Consider the following 14335-nt stretch of genomic DNA (forward strand, 5'->3'; position numbering starts at 1 on the left):
TGAAAAAATGTAAAAAGGCCTATGCGGCCTTTTTTTGATTCTTAAAATAATATAAACATTCCAGAAAAATATTGTAATCCTATTCCAATGACGCTAACATGTTAAATCAATAATACAATTATTTCAAATTCTTGGTGGGGAAAAAGGCTTTCACAATTGCGGTAAGGGGAAAAGTGAATGTACTATTTTTATGAAATATCAACTCTTAATGACTATGATTGGCTTGAAAAAGAATATAAAACAATAGAGTATATAATATTCGATGTATTGAAAAATATAGAAAACAACAATTGGGTGAGTTTTAAATAGTTGAAAAAAAGCTTGTATCAATAAGCGATACAAGCTTTTTTAGAACAAATCTAAACATGAACGACAACGAAAACAAGAGAATTATGAATCAATTTAAAAGAACTTGAGAAATTGACGGCGGAGGGAATGCAGCTCATGCAAAAAAGATTAATCGAAAAACTCGCCGAGAATAAAAGACATATGTTGATGAGCGAAATCAAAAAAAAACTAGTTCCTTGTGTAGAAAGAGGCTTCACTTATCGTTTTGCTGATCTGGCGCAAAGCAAGCAATTGCTTGAGCTGGTTTTATCAAATTCAATACCAGCCAACACCCGTGAGGTTGATGCCCTCGAAAAAACGGAAGCGAAACAGTTGATCTGGAAAATATCTCAGTCATATGTTGCTTATGATGACCGGGACGTTCTGCTGTTTCATCAATACAGCAGCGAAATTGGTGCGTTAATTTCTTCTTTTGGAAAATGTCTCGAGCACCTTGACGGCATATTCGAATGTATTGGGTTCGACAAAGGGCTTCTCAATCATAGTTTTATTTTGGTTGAGCCTAAGGGTCAGTTTGGATTATGTATATTGCACACGGAATATGGCTGTGAGGTTGTATATTGGTAGATTGGTTTCCTGGGAGGAAACACCATTCGGAATCATTTATGGGAAAATATTCAATACCTAAATAACAGTACGGTGCTTTGCATACTAATAACAAATCATTTAGTACTTGAATACGTGGTGATCAAATTGAGCGAACCAAAGCTAATAGAATGCATAAATAAAATCAAAAGTGTCTTAAATGGACAAACAACAAGAGAAGAAGTGTCGGATTGGGCTGGAACTTATGTTCATGCGGATGACCCCGAAGTAGAAGATGATAGAGTCTGGAGTATGTTAATCCTTCTAAGCGGGATTGATTTGAAAGATTCTCCTGAAACTTATTTGCATTCAACAGATGATTTAAATGATTGGATCAAACAATATACGGGGTAATTTATGTTTGGTGGTAAGGTGTTATTGATTAAGAAAGAGGCAGGAGATGACAATGTACAAAACAATTAATGAATGGGTTGATTACATAGATGAGGGGTGCAGTGTCCTTCATTTAGATTTTAATGTGTTTAAAAAAGAGCTCTCACTTAATATCAAGGTTTTTGAAAGTGAAGCTGAATATACGCATAAAATAGTATTTCAAAATGTGGCATCCGCTTATTATAGTGCAGATGTTGGCGACATGAGATTGGAAAAAATAGATCCGGAAGAATACAATTGGCAAGTATTTGAGATGAGTTATCACCCAGAAGGGATCGGGAATCTATCAAATTCTATAATTCCGGAGTATCAATCAAATGCTAACTTTCTTATTGACATGAACAGAATGCTGATTGCTATAGAAGCTGAAACAGTTCGCTTTGATGATCAATCGTTTTATGCATACCAATTAAACACTAAATGATTTATTCTTATCATTTCATTTCTAACCTAGGAGCATAACAAATGAAAAAATTAAAAATGAATAAAATCATCAAAACGAACACCCAAGATTGTTTTTTCCATGCCGATCCACAGGGGTGTGTCTACATTGGAAAAGGTGAGAAAGGAGATATCACCATTTCAATCTATGATCCTTCCGGTGACGTTCGGGATTTTAGAGTGAAAGAGCAGATTGCATACAGCGATATTCAGCTCTTTCAACAATGTGCAGATGGCTATGTCTTCGTTTATTACGAATCGTACGAGCCGAAGGTAAAGGTTTTTTCAGAAGAGGGAAGGGTGAAAAGTGCTTTTCACTTGCCTTCAGGGGTTTCCTGCTGTCTTTTGGATGAGAAACAAAACCTTTGGGTGGGTTTAAATGATGAAGGCATTTATGATGATGAAAATCCCAACGGCCATAGTGTGTGGTGTTTTACGTTAGATGGTCAGCAGAAGGAAATACACATTGATAGAAAGCTCGAAGAAATGGATGCGCCGGCTGTAGATGATTGTTATGGGCTTGCAGAAAAAAACGGCTTGATTTATATGCTGTATTACGGAGATGCAGTCATTGCTGCGTTTGACGACACGGTCGTGAGGCGGGTATGGATTCTGTCGGATAAAGAGCCGAACTCAGAAGCATTTTATCAGCTTGCGATATCTGAAGAAGGTTTTTTGGTTGGGACGTTCAATTGTTACAGTGAAGAGCTCGAGTCGTCTCTTTATTTAATTTCTGCCGATGTGAGTCAAGAGATGGAAGAGATAACATGCTGTGACTCGAACGGTGAAGCCCTAGACGTTCAACAGCTGAAACTGACAAGTAACGCTGTTTACGCAGTGGCCTCTTCTGGTGTTTATAAACAGGATATCCAATAGGCGTAGGGATGAGATCATGATGAATTGGCGCGCTTTAAGTCAGACAAAACAAGACCGCATCTGGTCAGAAGTGAACAAGCTCATAAAATGGAAACCCGGAAACAGATGTCATCACATCATCCCGCCTGATCCATATCGAGTGTTTGATATCTCAAGCGAGATGAGCAGTAAAGGTGGTCAAATTGATGTGAGCGGAGTGCTGAGTGATTTAGAGACTTCTATTTTAAAAGCATTTCAATTATGTACTGGAAAGAAAGATGTAATGTACGCACTAGATTGGCAGCATGACGGATATACCTTTAGTCCTCATCAGGCAATGCCTAAGGATGAATTTGGCGAATGGCCTGTTCCCGTATTTCCAAATGGAGACTATTATTTCTTTTTTCATCAGGACTTCTCTTGGGGACTTTTGGGAGACCCGTGGAAATTGACAATCACTGTGTTTGGTGAAGAGCTGTTGGAGGCGATAGATAAATATCCGCCGATTCTGTTTCAAAATAGATGAGTGTTCTGAAAAACGGAGGTGAAACATGGGCTTTTGGGAAGAGAAATATAAAAATAAAAAGATATTCGTAAGTGATGATGGTTTGGATATTTGTCACGACGCCATCGAAGATTTTCACGCTGTGTTCCTGGAACAATTGGATCGCAAGCCTACTCTAAATGAATTTATTTATACTCTCTTTCAGGTATTAAACTCAGACGGCGATTCGCTTTTTAAAGAATTAGAAGGAAAACAAGTCACCGATATCAACCTAAAGATGAAAAAAAGAACTACTTTAAGTGAAGTTAGGCCTGGTGTTGTCATTGAAATCCCTTTACGGCAAATCAATCAGTTTACATATGCATTAGTGGTAAAAGGAGATTTAGCAACAGATAAAAATGATGATCTTCTCATTCAGTATTTTGATATTTTTACAGATCAACGCTTGAATAAAAAAGACATTTCTCTCATGATGGCAGAAAAGCAAAGAACCCTTTTTATTGCGAATACAGGATATACAGGCTTTCTTCAGGGAAGTTGGAAGGTTGTTTCCAAGGTGCCGATAGATTTGATGAGGAAATTTGATCAATCTGCTATAACATTTGTCATGTATGAAGATGGAAAATACCTCATTAGCCAAGACGATTCATTAGCGTCAGAGAGTGATTTAATAGAGGTTGATGAAAAGCGGGGGAAGACGTTTAGCAATCCGATTGGGCTATTTGGTCATTTGAGTATCGAGGATATTCTTTATCAATATTTCAAAGGAACCTCGATGGAGGAATTGATCAAGTATGAGTTGTAAAAAGGGTTTTATTGGTGGGGAGGTACATATGAGCAGGTATTGTCTGGAATATGCGAATTCTGAACTTTTTCTTTTAAGTGATTTTTTCAAACAATTCCCTCTCCCTATCACTGAGTATCATTGGGTCATTGGCGATATTTTGAATATGATGGATGTATCCGAGGATAAAGATCATTGGAACGATATCATTGGCGGGCGTGAAGACTATCTTTTTATCACAGGTGAGGAGTTTCATCGAATATTAAATGAATTTAAGGTTTATGTGATTTTTTCTACTTTAACAGCTGTACCTAAAGAGACGTTACCCTATAATCTAACAAATGTGCCTTTTGTCGATGGGAATGTTGACTATTATGTAGATGATTATGTTTCTCCTGTGAAAGAGTGTATTTTTGAAGTCGGTTTCTTTGATTCAACAGATATTATATTTACAGTGACCGATGAAAACATAGAAAGAATGTTGAAGGATGCTTTTCCTGATTTGAAGCCTTACTGTGAGTATGGAGTATAAAGACGCTATCAACGGAGGAATCAAAATTGAGTATTTCAGGAGCTACTCCTATTTTGTTTCAGCATATCAAGAAATGGCGTTTTTATCGGGAAACAGATCACGTGCTTGGTGCCATTTATACGATTGAGCTAGTAGCTGTTTATCATTCACGCACGATTGTTGTCATATTCAAAGACGTTTCAGCCGTTACGATACGAGAAATCGAAACCCTTTCGGATATGTCTGATTGCCTTCTCAGCATTGAATCGCAGCCGCAAGGCATCTACCTTGTGGAAGAATGGGAAGAGGAGACGTTCCGTTTTTATTGCCGGCAATATGAGGTGATGGAAGTTGAATAGGGTGAGGAGAGGATCAACGTGCTTCAAAAACTGAAAAAAAGACAGCGAGAGCTTGAAGAAATGCCGTACCCTGATGAATTGTACGGCTTTGAAGCGGAAATCTATGAGTTTTTTATGCTAGTTGATGGCAGTTTGGATTATGTGCTGGTGAATAAAAGGATGCCCCGGCATCAGCGGCGTTCGTTGGAGAAAAGCTTTTTTGAGCTGTATCCTGATATACTTCCGGATATGATCAAAAACGATAAGGATCTGTATCATCACATTCTCTTGTATGAACAAGTCAGGCAAGAGATTTGCGTTGCGCTATCCAACTGATAAGGGGAAGATTTTATGGAAATAACCTCTATAAGCAGTATCGGCAATTTGGACATGATCGTTCTTAAGCCTCACCAAGTTGTTATGTCTTGTGAACTTGAAGATGCAGAGTCGTTTTATCGTTTTTGGGAAGGGCTTGCCTACGATCGAATCATGATACAGGTAATAACGACTGGTTCATTTATAGAACACCTTTCCGAGTATTTTGAAGGACATGCTTACAAGTTGACGAAGCTGGCCAAAAGGGAATTCCGTTTCGAATCCGTAATACAGAAAGCAGACCGTGACATTGCAGGTTATCTCTTTCTGTTAGCTTCCATCAATGACGATGTTTTTCTGATCACTGATCCTAAACCGGATAAAAGCTATTTTTCAGAAGGGAAGCTCCAATGCCTCACGGACTCAGGCGAACGGATCATGTGGTTTGAATACGATGCAGTGGACATTTATATGGTTGGCAGTGAATCAAAAAAATAGGGGGAATTCATTTGTATATCACACAATACGAGAAATTGAAAAAGCATCTTTCTGATGCGGATACAGGTCCATTTACATTAAACGAGTTTTCTTTCTATATGAAAGAAGATGATCGTTATATCCATATTCCTGTGTTTGAATTAAAACTATCTGCTCAAACCTGTGACATCCATTTGCGGTTTGAAGACATTAGTGCATCAAGGCTGGATGACCTTGAATCCATCGATGCGGTTGAGTTGGAGATTGAACCGACTGATGATCAATGGGAAAGACTCCGTTATTATGTGTATGACGAAGAAGACCAAATAAGCTTCTATTGCGGAGGTTGGGATGTGATCAAGTGTGACAAGAAGTCACACTGATTTTCCCCTTCTTGAGACTCTCCCCTCATTTTTATTCCTCAACGCCATTTTTTTCTCCCTTCAGCCATCATAAAGAAACAATCACCGAGTATGCATTAATGTATGTGTTTTCATAGAGGGGGGGTTTCTTGATGAAAAAATGGATGGCTGCGGTTTTTGTAATGATGTTGATGCTGTGTTTTGACGGGAATGAGAGTGTGAAGGCAGCGGAGCAGAAGGTGTATCAGTTTGATTTTGGAAGCGGTTCGGTTGAGCCTGATTACATTGGTGTTAGGGCGTCTGATCGGTATGACCGGTCAAAGGGCTACGGCTTTCAAACACCGGAGAATGTGAAGGATGTGGCGGCATCCGGGACTGGTGTGAAGAGTGATGCGGTTCAATTTTTAGCGTATGGGACGAAAAGCAATAACACGTTTCAAGTGGATCTCCCGAACGGCCTTTATGAGGTGAAGGCGACGCTTGGCAATACGGTAAGGGCCAGTGTGGCGGCGGAGGGCGTGTTTCAGGTCATCAATATGACAGGGGATGGCGCGGAGGATACGTTCCAAATTCCTGTCACCGACGGGCAGCTGAATCTGCTGGTGACAGAGGGGAAAGCTGGCACCGCTTTTACGCTTAGCGCCCTGAAAATAAAGAAATTGTCTGATCAGCCGGTGACGAACCGAACCATTTATGTCGGCGGCGACTCGACGGTGTGCAATTATTATCCGCTCAACAGCAGCAAGCAGGCGGGCTGGGGGCAGATGCTGCCTCACTATATCGATAAACACACCTTTCAAGTGAGGAACATGGCGTCTGGCGGACAGATCGCGAGAGGATTCAGAAATGATGGACAGCTTGAGGCGATCCTGAAGTACATCAAGCCGGGGGATTATTTTATCTTGCAGCTCGGCATTAATGACACAAATCCGAAGCATAATGAATCTGAAGCGGAGTTTAAAGAGATGATGCGTGATATGATCCGCCAGGTGAAAGCGAAAGGAGCGGACGTCATCCTATCAACGCCTCAGGGCCGGGCGACCGATTTTACCTCTGAAGGCATCCATTCGTCTGTAAACAGATGGTACAGGGCCTCTATTTTGGCTTTGGCCGAAGAGGAAAAAACACATCTCATTGACTTAAATGTCCTCAGCTCGGCATACTTTACATCGATCGGTCCGGAAAAAACACTCGCGCTTTATATGGACGGAGATACGCTGCATCCGAACCGCGCGGGGGCCGACGCACTGGCGCGATTGGCTGTTCAAGAGCTAAAACGCCAGGGAATCGATGGCTTTTAACACGTCATTTTTTCGACAAAACACATACGCCTTCGTCAATTAGAGTATAATGAGAACATCTGCAAGAGACAGGAGTTTATACATGAGTCATTTTAAAAACTATCAAATCAGTCATGACATTTTACGAGCACTGGAAGGACTGGGATATACAGAACCGACCAAGGTGCAGCAGAGCGTGATCCCGGCTGCCCTTGAACGAAAGGATCTAGTCGTCAAATCACAGACGGGAAGCGGGAAAACGGCTTCGTTCGGGATTCCTCTCTGTGAGCTGGCGGATTGGGATGAAAACAAGCCGCAGGCGCTTATTTTAACACCGACCCGTGAGCTTGCGGTGCAAGTAAAAGAGGATATCACGAACATCGGACGATTTAAACGAATCAAAGCGACAGCTGTATTTGGAAAGTCCTCCTTCGATAAACAAAAAGCCGAGCTTAAGCAAAAAAGCCACATTGTTGTTGGCACGCCGGGACGTGTTCTGGATCATATTGAAAAAGGCACGCTGCCGTTGGATCGTCTCTCTTATTTGGTCATTGATGAAGCGGATGAGATGCTGAATATGGGCTTCATCGAGCAGGTGGAGGCGATTATCAAGCATCTGCCGACTGAGCGCACGACGATGCTGTTTTCGGCAACGCTGCCGCAGGATATCGAGAAGCTGAGCCGTCAATATATGCAAAACCCGGAGCATATCGAAATCAAAGCGGCCGGCCTAACCACAAGGAATATTGAACATGCGGTGATTCAAGTAAGAGAAGAGAATAAATTTTCATTGCTGAAAGATGTGCTGATGACGGAGAATCCCGATAGCTGCATCATTTTCTGCCGAACGAAAGAGCACGTCAATCAGCTGACCGATGAATTGGATGACTTAGGATATCCATGCGATAAAATTCACGGCGGAATGATTCAGGAAGACCGGTTCGACGTCATGAATGAATTTAAACGGGGCGAGTACCGTTACCTAGTCGCGACAGATGTCGCCGCGCGCGGGATTGATATTGAAAATATCTCCCTTGTCATCAACTATGATTTGCCGCTTGAAAAGGAAAGCTACGTGCACCGCACAGGCCGGACAGGTCGCGCAGGGAACAAAGGAAAGGCCATTTCGTTTGTCGCGGCCTTCGAAAAACGGTTTTTAGCCGACATTGAAGAATATATCGGATTTGAGATTCAAAAAATGGAGGCCCCTTCTCAAGAGGAAGTGGCTAGAAAGAAACCTGAATTTCTAGCTAAAATGAATGACCGTCCGGAAAGCAAAAAGGACAAAAGCGAAGAGCTGAATAAAGACATTATGAAGCTATATTTTAACGGCGGAAAGAAAAAGAAAATCAGAGCCGTTGATTTTGTAGGAACGATTGCCAAAATTGATGGTGTGTCAGCTGATGACATCGGCATCATCACGATTATGGATAACGCCTCATACGTTGAGATTTTAAATGGGAAAGGCCCTCATGTTCTCCAAGTGATGAAGAACACAACCGTCAAAGGGAAAAAGCTCAAGGTAAATAAAGCGAATAAATGATGAATGACCTGCTCCCAGTTAAAGGGGCAGGTCATTTTGCTGCTGGCTGACATCGGCGCTGGTCTCCTCCGGAACAAAGGCAAGTATCACAATGCCAATCACGAACAAAATGATCAGGCTGAACACCGCAGTCGAGGATTTCCCGGTCAGCTGGGCGGTCACGGCAATGAGCAGCGGTCCCATAATTGAGGCGAATTTCCCGAAAATGTTGTAAAAACCGAAGAATTCATTGGCGTGGCGCTTTGGCACAAGCTTGGCGAAATAGGAACGGCTGAGGGCTTGAATACCGCCCTGCGAGGTGGCGACAAGCATGGCCAGTATCCAGAAATCAAGCGTTGTCTCCATAAAATAGGCGTACACGCAGACAATCATATAAATGACGATCCCAACGTACAGCATTGTCTTCCCCGTGAAGCGTTCTGCCAGTTTTCCGTATACAATCGAAAACGGCGCGGCGACGACCTGGGTGACAAATAGGATGATCAGAAGGCTTGAGGAGCCGATCCCTAAATCTGATCCATAGGATGTCGACATCGTAATAATCGTGCCGACACCGTCGATATAAAAGAAATAAGCGAGTAAAAAGAGGAACAGTGCCCGGTATTGCCTGATCCGTTTCATCGTTTGGCCGAGCCGCTTAAAGCTGTTGATGACAATATGAGGTTCTCTTTTGATGTAATAGCGTTGATGGACATGTTTGATCATGGGGATGGTGAACAGCCCCCACCAAGCAGCCGTTATAAAAAAGGACAGCTGGCTTGCAGCCGATACAGACATTGGAATTGTTTCTGCTTGAGCGAGCAGGATGACAGCAATGCTGATGATAAATGGAATCGTGCTTCCAATGTATCCTAAGCCAAAACCCCGTGCTGAGACGAGATTCATCCGCTTCTCAGGCGTGACGTCCACGAGAAAGGCATCATAAAACACATTGGCGCCGGAAAAACCGATAGCCGATATCGTATAAAACAGCAACAATAGCAGCCAATGTTCACTAGGGATAAAGGCGAGCATCGCGGTGCTGGCGACACCGGCAGACACAAAGAAACCGAAGAACTTTTTCTTGCACCCTTCATAGTCGGCGATTGTGCCTAAAATAGGGCAGAGCATCGCAAGAATAAATGTTGAAATCGCAATGGTATAGCCCAGATAGGCAGTCGATTGAGCGGCGCTGACACCGCTTTCCGCAGCCGCTGATTTATAAAATAACGGAAACACCGCGGTGGTCACGACAATTGAGTAAGCCGAATTTGCCCAGTCATATAACACCCAGCTGTTTTCTTGTTTCGAAAAACGTTTCATCATCAGAGCCCCTCTCCGGTAACGATACTTCTATTGTACGAGAAATGGGCCTGAAAAGAATGGAATGCACGTCAATTTTTACAAAATATTTATGTTTTTTCGCTTCAAATCATACTTTTGATTTATTGCTGGGGTTAGGTGCATCTGGTACCATTTAACTATATTTTATGGTATTTTCCAGAAGGATTCAGCAGAGAGGAGACAGAGCATGAGGCGAATAGGCTTGTGTATAAGCCTGCTGGTCACAGTTCTTGTGATGAGCGCATGCGAAAGTGAAGGTGAGGCTCAGACGTTCGCAGACTGTGATCAAAAGACAGTAAAACAAACCGCAGCCAAACCGATGAGCAGTAAGAAAAAGCAGGATTTCCAAGCCCTTGCAAGCGAAAGGCAGCTGGCCATTGTGTTCAGTTCCATGATCAAAGTGAGCGAAGCATTTGATTATGGGATCGGCAATCCAGAATACTTCGTGCGAAGCAGCATGACTGAAGAAGAAGCAGACATTGCGAAAGAGAACCTTGAATCGATTAAAATTGAAAGCAAATCGCTCAAAAAACAAAACAGCGAGGCGATCGCCTTGCTTGAAAAAACGCGAAATCAAGACATGATCCGCAGCGAAATTCAGCAGCTGACAGAAAATAGAGCCGCTTTTTTTGAGATCACAGGCCGTATGATCAACCTCATCAGCCAAGTCACACCGAAAAACGCGAAGACGACAAGACAGCAGCTGGATCAGCTGAAAAAACAATATACACAATACAGCGCTGAAAGCGTCAAAATCATAAATAGCATTGTCAGAAAGCAGAAAGCGGATAAGGCATTATTTGAACGCTACCTGGAGGCGCTGCTTCAAAAACAGCCCGGACAGCCGGTATTGAGTGAATTGTACTAACTGGTTCCCGTCTTTCCCTGATGATATTGACCTAGTGCAAAAAGGATGTACAATCAAGATATAGCCTGTTCTTAGTTGATTGGAGGGACATGTCATGAAAATTGCGAAGGTGATCAACAATAATGTGATCAGCGTGGTCAATGAACAGGGAAAAGAGTTGGTTGTCATGGGCAGGGGGCTCGCGTTCCAGAAAAAGTCCGGCGATGATGTCGATGAAGCCCGCATTGAGAAGGTGTTTACGCTCGATAACAAGGATGTATCAGAAAAATTTAAAACCCTTTTGTATGATATACCGATCGAGTGCATGGAAGTATCCGAAGAGATTATCAGCTACGCAAAATTACAGCTCGGCAAAAAGCTCAACGACAGCATCTATGTGTCGCTGACCGATCATATTAACTTTGCCATCCAGCGCAATCAGAAAGGGCTTGATATCAAAAACGCCTTGCTGTGGGAAACAAAACGGCTGTACAAAGACGAATTTGCCATTGGCAAAGAAGCGTTGGCCATGGTAAAAAACAAGACTGGCGTGTCTCTGCCAGAGGATGAAGCAGGCTTTATTGCTCTGCATATTGTCAATGCCGAGCTGAATGAAGAGATGCCCAATATCATCAACATTACAAAAGTCATGCAAGAGATTTTGAGTATTGTAAAATACCATTTTAAAATTGAATTCAATGAAGAATCGCTTCACTATTATCGGTTCGTCACCCACTTAAAGTTTTTCGCACAGCGTCTTTTTAACGGTACACATATGGAAAGCCAGGATGATTTTTTGCTGGAGACAGTGAGAGAAAAGTATCATCGGGCGTATGACTGCACGAAGAAAATCCAAACCTACATTGAGCGGGAGTATGAGCACAAGCTCACCAGTGACGAGCTGTTGTATTTAACGATTCACATAGAAAGGATAGTCAAACAAGCATAATGAGAGCGCTGACATTTTTATTTTCGTGTGTTCGTTTTTTCTTACATTTCAATATGATGATGGTAGGATTGTTACTGATAAAGCAGGCAAAACCTAAATTACAATGAGTGCGGATCATTTATGTCTGGGCTAATGGTAATTTAGGTTTTTATTTTTTTAGAGGGAGGGTGATCATAGCAATCAGTAAGATTCGTTATTATCATTATTTTGACCGATGTCCCCTTTTAAAAGAATCATGTAAGATCAACATAGAAAACGCTTTCAATGAAAGGGGAATGCCAATATGCCTTATCTGAAACGAGTGTTGTTGCTTCTTGTCACTGGATTGTTTATGAGTTTGTTTGCAGTCACTTCTACTGCCTCGGCTCAAACAGGTGGATCGTTTTTTGACCCTTTTAACGGCTATAACTCTGGCTTTTGGCAAAAAGCAGATGGTTATTCAAATGGAGATATGTTCAACTGCACTTGGCGTGCTAACAACGTATCAATGACATCATTGGGTGAAATGCGTTTGGCGCTAACAAGTCCATCTTATAACAAGTTTGATTGCGGGGAAAACCGCTCTGTCCAAACATATGGCTATGGACTATATGAAGTCAGAATGAAACCAGCTAAAAACACAGGGATCGTTTCATCGTTCTTCACTTACACAGGTCCAACAGATGGAACCCCTTGGGATGAGATTGATATCGAATTTTTAGGAAAAGACACAACAAAGGTTCAATTTAACTATTATACAAATGGTGCAGGAAACCATGAGAAGGTTGTGGATCTCGGGTTTGATGCAGCCAATGCCTATCATACGTATGCGTTCGATTGGCAGCCAAACTCTATTAAATGGTATGTCGATGGGCAATTAAAACATACTGCAACAAACCAAATTCCGACAACACCAGGAAAAATCATGATGAACCTGTGGAATGGCACGGGTGTCGATGATTGGCTCGGTTCCTACAATGGTGTAAATCCGCTATACGCTCATTACGACTGGGTGCGCTATACAAAAAAATAATGTACAGAAAAGGATTTCCGCCAGCGGAAATCCTTTTTTGATTAAAACGAAATAATCCCGATCAAAAGCGCCGCAATCGTCATCACAATCGTTGTCCCCACGGCCCATTTAATAGTGAATTTTTGATGGTCGCCAAAGCTGACGCCTGCCATTCCGACCAATAGATAGGTGGAAGGCACGAGCGGGCTGAGCAGATGCACGGGCTGACCCAGCAAGGAGGCCCTTCCGATTTCAGCGGCGTCTATTCCGTAAGCGGAAGCAGCTTCGGCGATGATGGGAAGGACACCGAAGTAAAAGGCGTCATTCGACATGAAAAAGGTGAAGGGCATGCTGACGATCGCAGTGATCAACGGCAGATGCGGACCCATGGCGTCAGGGATGAGTGAAACGAGAGAATGCGCCATGGCATCCACCATTTTTGTGCCGGAAAGAATGCCTGTAAATATCCCTGCCGCGAACACCATTGAGACAACGTTTAACGCGTTACCCGCATGCGCCGAGATTCGTTTCTGCTGCTCTTTGACATTTGGATAGTTGACCATCAAGGCGATGGCGAACGCGGTCATAAAAAGAACAGGGAGCGGCAGCAGGCTGGTGATCAGAGCGGCCATCAGAGCGATAGTCAGCAGCAGGTTAAACCATTGGAGAGCGGGACGCTTCAGCGGCGTAGCCTCTGGATCGGAAGACGGTGCGTGATCAATCGAAATGACGCCGAGCCGCTTCCGCTCTTTCTTTCCGAGGATATAAGCAACGGCGATCACCCAGAGAATGCCGGCGATCATAGCGGGAATCAGCGGCGTGAAGACCTCTGACGTGTCCAATTTTAAGGAGGCCAAAACCCTCGCAGTCGGCCCGCCCCACGGGATAATATTCATAACCCCCGAACCGAGCATCGCTATTCCCGCTAACACCAAACGATTCATGCCGAGCCGTTTGTACAGTGGCAGCATCGCCGCAATCGTAATCATATAGGTTGTTGTCCCATCTCCGTCCAGCGAAATGGTCATAGTCAGAACCGCTGTGCCTACGGCGATTTTTAACGGGTCTCCTTTGACAAACGATAAGATTTTGGCAATGAGAGGATCAAACAGGCCTGAGTCGATCATAATGCCGAAATACAGGATGGCGAATAACAGCATAATCCCGGTAGGAGCGAGGTCTGTAACACCCTGAATCATCATCTCGCCAAGATCTTTGCCAAATCCGCTGATCAGGGCAAACACAACAGGAACGACAATCAAAGCAATAAGTGCGGAAAGCCGGTTAGACATAATAAGGTACATAAAAACAATCATCATCACAAAACCGAGTATGGCAAGCATGATATGACCTCCCCTATTCAACAGCTTTTTTTCGTAAGCGCTTCCATACTTTCTTTCTGTAAAGAAGGCTTATTTCAAATGTGTATGACCTCATCCTGATATGTAGACCTAAAATCCTATTGAGCGGATTGGCAGTTTATCTGAA

General features: G+C 42.8%; 17 protein-coding genes and 2 pseudogenes. 17 read left to right on the forward strand and 2 right to left on the reverse strand.

What is annotated here, in order from left to right; genetic code table 11:
- The first annotated feature begins 444 nt into the window (after positions 1–444).
- The 14 genes and pseudogenes from BFW96_RS01095 (at position 445) to dbpA (ending at position 8737) form a co-directional block, all read left to right on the forward strand.
- A complete protein-coding gene (locus BFW96_RS01095; RefSeq protein ID WP_033881894.1) occupies positions 445–915 on the forward strand; it encodes a YxiF family protein in 471 nt (156 codons plus the stop codon).
- 9 nt (positions 916–924) lie between these two features.
- Positions 925–1287 (forward strand): hypothetical protein, encoded by a 363-nt coding sequence (locus tag BFW96_RS01100; protein ID WP_371326431.1) that lies wholly within the window; start codon positions 925–927, stop codon positions 1285–1287.
- A gap of 46 nt (positions 1288–1333) precedes the next feature.
- A complete protein-coding gene (locus tag BFW96_RS01105; RefSeq protein ID WP_069838393.1) occupies positions 1334–1750 on the forward strand; it encodes a YxiG family protein in 417 nt (138 codons plus the stop codon).
- A 41-nt stretch (positions 1751–1791) separates the two neighbouring features.
- Positions 1792–2118: pseudogene (locus BFW96_RS20870) on the forward strand (DNA-binding protein); the annotation flags it as partial.
- A 72-nt stretch (positions 2119–2190) separates the two neighbouring features.
- Positions 2191–2643 (forward strand): hypothetical protein, encoded by a 453-nt coding sequence (locus BFW96_RS20875; protein WP_080478367.1) that lies wholly within the window; start codon positions 2191–2193, stop codon positions 2641–2643.
- 16 nt (positions 2644–2659) lie between these two features.
- The gene (locus BFW96_RS01115) at positions 2660–3148 is read left to right on the forward strand and encodes a DUF2716 domain-containing protein (RefSeq protein ID WP_083252773.1); all 489 of its coding nucleotides are present in this window, start codon (positions 2660–2662) and stop codon (positions 3146–3148) included.
- 25 nt (positions 3149–3173) lie between these two features.
- Positions 3174–3932 carry a hypothetical protein gene (locus tag BFW96_RS01120; protein ID WP_069838396.1) on the forward strand — a complete coding sequence of 253 codons (759 nt, stop codon included), beginning with the start codon at positions 3174–3176 and terminating at the stop codon, positions 3930–3932.
- Between the two features lie 28 nt (positions 3933–3960).
- Entirely contained in the window at positions 3961–4443 is a 483-nt protein-coding gene (locus BFW96_RS01125; protein ID WP_069838397.1) for a hypothetical protein, read from the forward strand.
- Positions 4444–4469: 26 nt separating this feature from the next.
- Positions 4470–4781 (forward strand): hypothetical protein, encoded by a 312-nt coding sequence (locus BFW96_RS01130; protein WP_040081332.1) that lies wholly within the window; start codon positions 4470–4472, stop codon positions 4779–4781.
- A gap of 18 nt (positions 4782–4799) precedes the next feature.
- Positions 4800–5096, forward strand: coding sequence for a YxiJ family protein (locus tag BFW96_RS01135; RefSeq protein WP_069838398.1), 297 nt, complete (start codon positions 4800–4802; stop codon positions 5094–5096).
- A 15-nt stretch (positions 5097–5111) separates the two neighbouring features.
- Positions 5112–5573 (forward strand): hypothetical protein, encoded by a 462-nt coding sequence (locus BFW96_RS01140; RefSeq protein ID WP_069838399.1) that lies wholly within the window; start codon positions 5112–5114, stop codon positions 5571–5573.
- An 11-nt stretch (positions 5574–5584) separates the two neighbouring features.
- Positions 5585–5713 (forward strand): annotated as a pseudogene (locus BFW96_RS21775) (hypothetical protein); the annotation flags it as partial.
- 353 nt (positions 5714–6066) lie between these two features.
- Positions 6067–7215 (forward strand): rhamnogalacturonan acetylesterase, encoded by a 1149-nt coding sequence (locus BFW96_RS01150; protein ID WP_069838401.1) that lies wholly within the window; start codon positions 6067–6069, stop codon positions 7213–7215.
- An 82-nt stretch (positions 7216–7297) separates the two neighbouring features.
- Positions 7298–8737 carry an ATP-dependent RNA helicase DbpA gene (dbpA, locus tag BFW96_RS01155; protein WP_014665953.1) on the forward strand — a complete coding sequence of 480 codons (1440 nt, stop codon included), beginning with the start codon at positions 7298–7300 and terminating at the stop codon, positions 8735–8737.
- A gap of 18 nt (positions 8738–8755) precedes the next feature.
- On the opposite strand, the gene BFW96_RS01160 is transcribed toward dbpA, so the two are convergent.
- Complete coding sequence (locus tag BFW96_RS01160; protein WP_083252774.1) at positions 8756–10042, reverse strand: MFS transporter; 1287 nt, start codon at positions 10040–10042, stop codon at positions 8756–8758.
- Between the two features lie 205 nt (positions 10043–10247).
- Between BFW96_RS01160 and BFW96_RS01165 the strand changes: the two genes are divergently transcribed.
- The 3 genes from BFW96_RS01165 (at position 10248) to bglS (ending at position 12868) form a co-directional block, all read left to right on the forward strand.
- Positions 10248–10928, forward strand: a complete 681-nt coding sequence (locus tag BFW96_RS01165) for a hypothetical protein (RefSeq protein ID WP_069838403.1) — start codon at positions 10248–10250, stop codon at positions 10926–10928.
- A gap of 94 nt (positions 10929–11022) precedes the next feature.
- Positions 11023–11856 carry a transcriptional antiterminator LicT gene (licT, locus tag BFW96_RS01170; RefSeq protein WP_069150604.1) on the forward strand — a complete coding sequence of 278 codons (834 nt, stop codon included), beginning with the start codon at positions 11023–11025 and terminating at the stop codon, positions 11854–11856.
- Between the two features lie 283 nt (positions 11857–12139).
- Positions 12140–12868, forward strand: a complete 729-nt coding sequence (bglS, locus tag BFW96_RS01175) for a beta-glucanase (RefSeq protein WP_069838404.1) — start codon at positions 12140–12142, stop codon at positions 12866–12868.
- Positions 12869–12909: 41 nt separating this feature from the next.
- Here the strand turns inward: bglS and citH are convergent, their stop codons facing one another.
- Positions 12910–14190, reverse strand: a complete 1281-nt coding sequence (citH, locus tag BFW96_RS01180; RefSeq protein ID WP_069838405.1) for a citrate transporter CitH — start codon at positions 14188–14190, stop codon at positions 12910–12912.
- Positions 14191–14335: the final 145 nt, after the last annotated feature.

The sequence above is a fragment of the Bacillus sp. F56 genome, assembly GCF_001748205.1.
GTDB lineage: Bacteria > Bacillota > Bacilli > Bacillales > Bacillaceae > Bacillus > Bacillus stercoris.

Coding starts and splice junctions, on each gene's coding strand:
- BFW96_RS01095 (WP_033881894.1), top strand. CDS start 445: ATGCAAAAAAGATTAATCGAAAAACTCGCCGAGAATAAAAGACATATG.
- BFW96_RS01105 (WP_069838393.1), top strand. CDS start 1,334: ATGACAATGTACAAAACAATTAATGAATGGGTTGATTACATAGATGAG.
- BFW96_RS01115 (WP_083252773.1), top strand. CDS start 2,660: ATGATGAATTGGCGCGCTTTAAGTCAGACAAAACAAGACCGCATCTGG.
- BFW96_RS01120 (WP_069838396.1), top strand. CDS start 3,174: ATGGGCTTTTGGGAAGAGAAATATAAAAATAAAAAGATATTCGTAAGT.
- BFW96_RS01125 (WP_069838397.1), top strand. CDS start 3,961: ATGAGCAGGTATTGTCTGGAATATGCGAATTCTGAACTTTTTCTTTTA.
- BFW96_RS01140 (WP_069838399.1), top strand. CDS start 5,112: ATGGAAATAACCTCTATAAGCAGTATCGGCAATTTGGACATGATCGTT.
- BFW96_RS01150 (WP_069838401.1), top strand. CDS start 6,067: ATGAAAAAATGGATGGCTGCGGTTTTTGTAATGATGTTGATGCTGTGT.
- dbpA (WP_014665953.1), top strand. CDS start 7,298: ATGAGTCATTTTAAAAACTATCAAATCAGTCATGACATTTTACGAGCA.
- BFW96_RS01160 (WP_083252774.1), bottom strand. CDS start 10,042: ATGATGAAACGTTTTTCGAAACAAGAAAACAGCTGGGTGTTATATGAC.
- BFW96_RS01165 (WP_069838403.1), top strand. CDS start 10,248: ATGAGGCGAATAGGCTTGTGTATAAGCCTGCTGGTCACAGTTCTTGTG.
- licT (WP_069150604.1), top strand. CDS start 11,023: ATGAAAATTGCGAAGGTGATCAACAATAATGTGATCAGCGTGGTCAAT.
- bglS (WP_069838404.1), top strand. CDS start 12,140: ATGCCTTATCTGAAACGAGTGTTGTTGCTTCTTGTCACTGGATTGTTT.
- citH (WP_069838405.1), bottom strand. CDS start 14,190: ATGCTTGCCATACTCGGTTTTGTGATGATGATTGTTTTTATGTACCTT.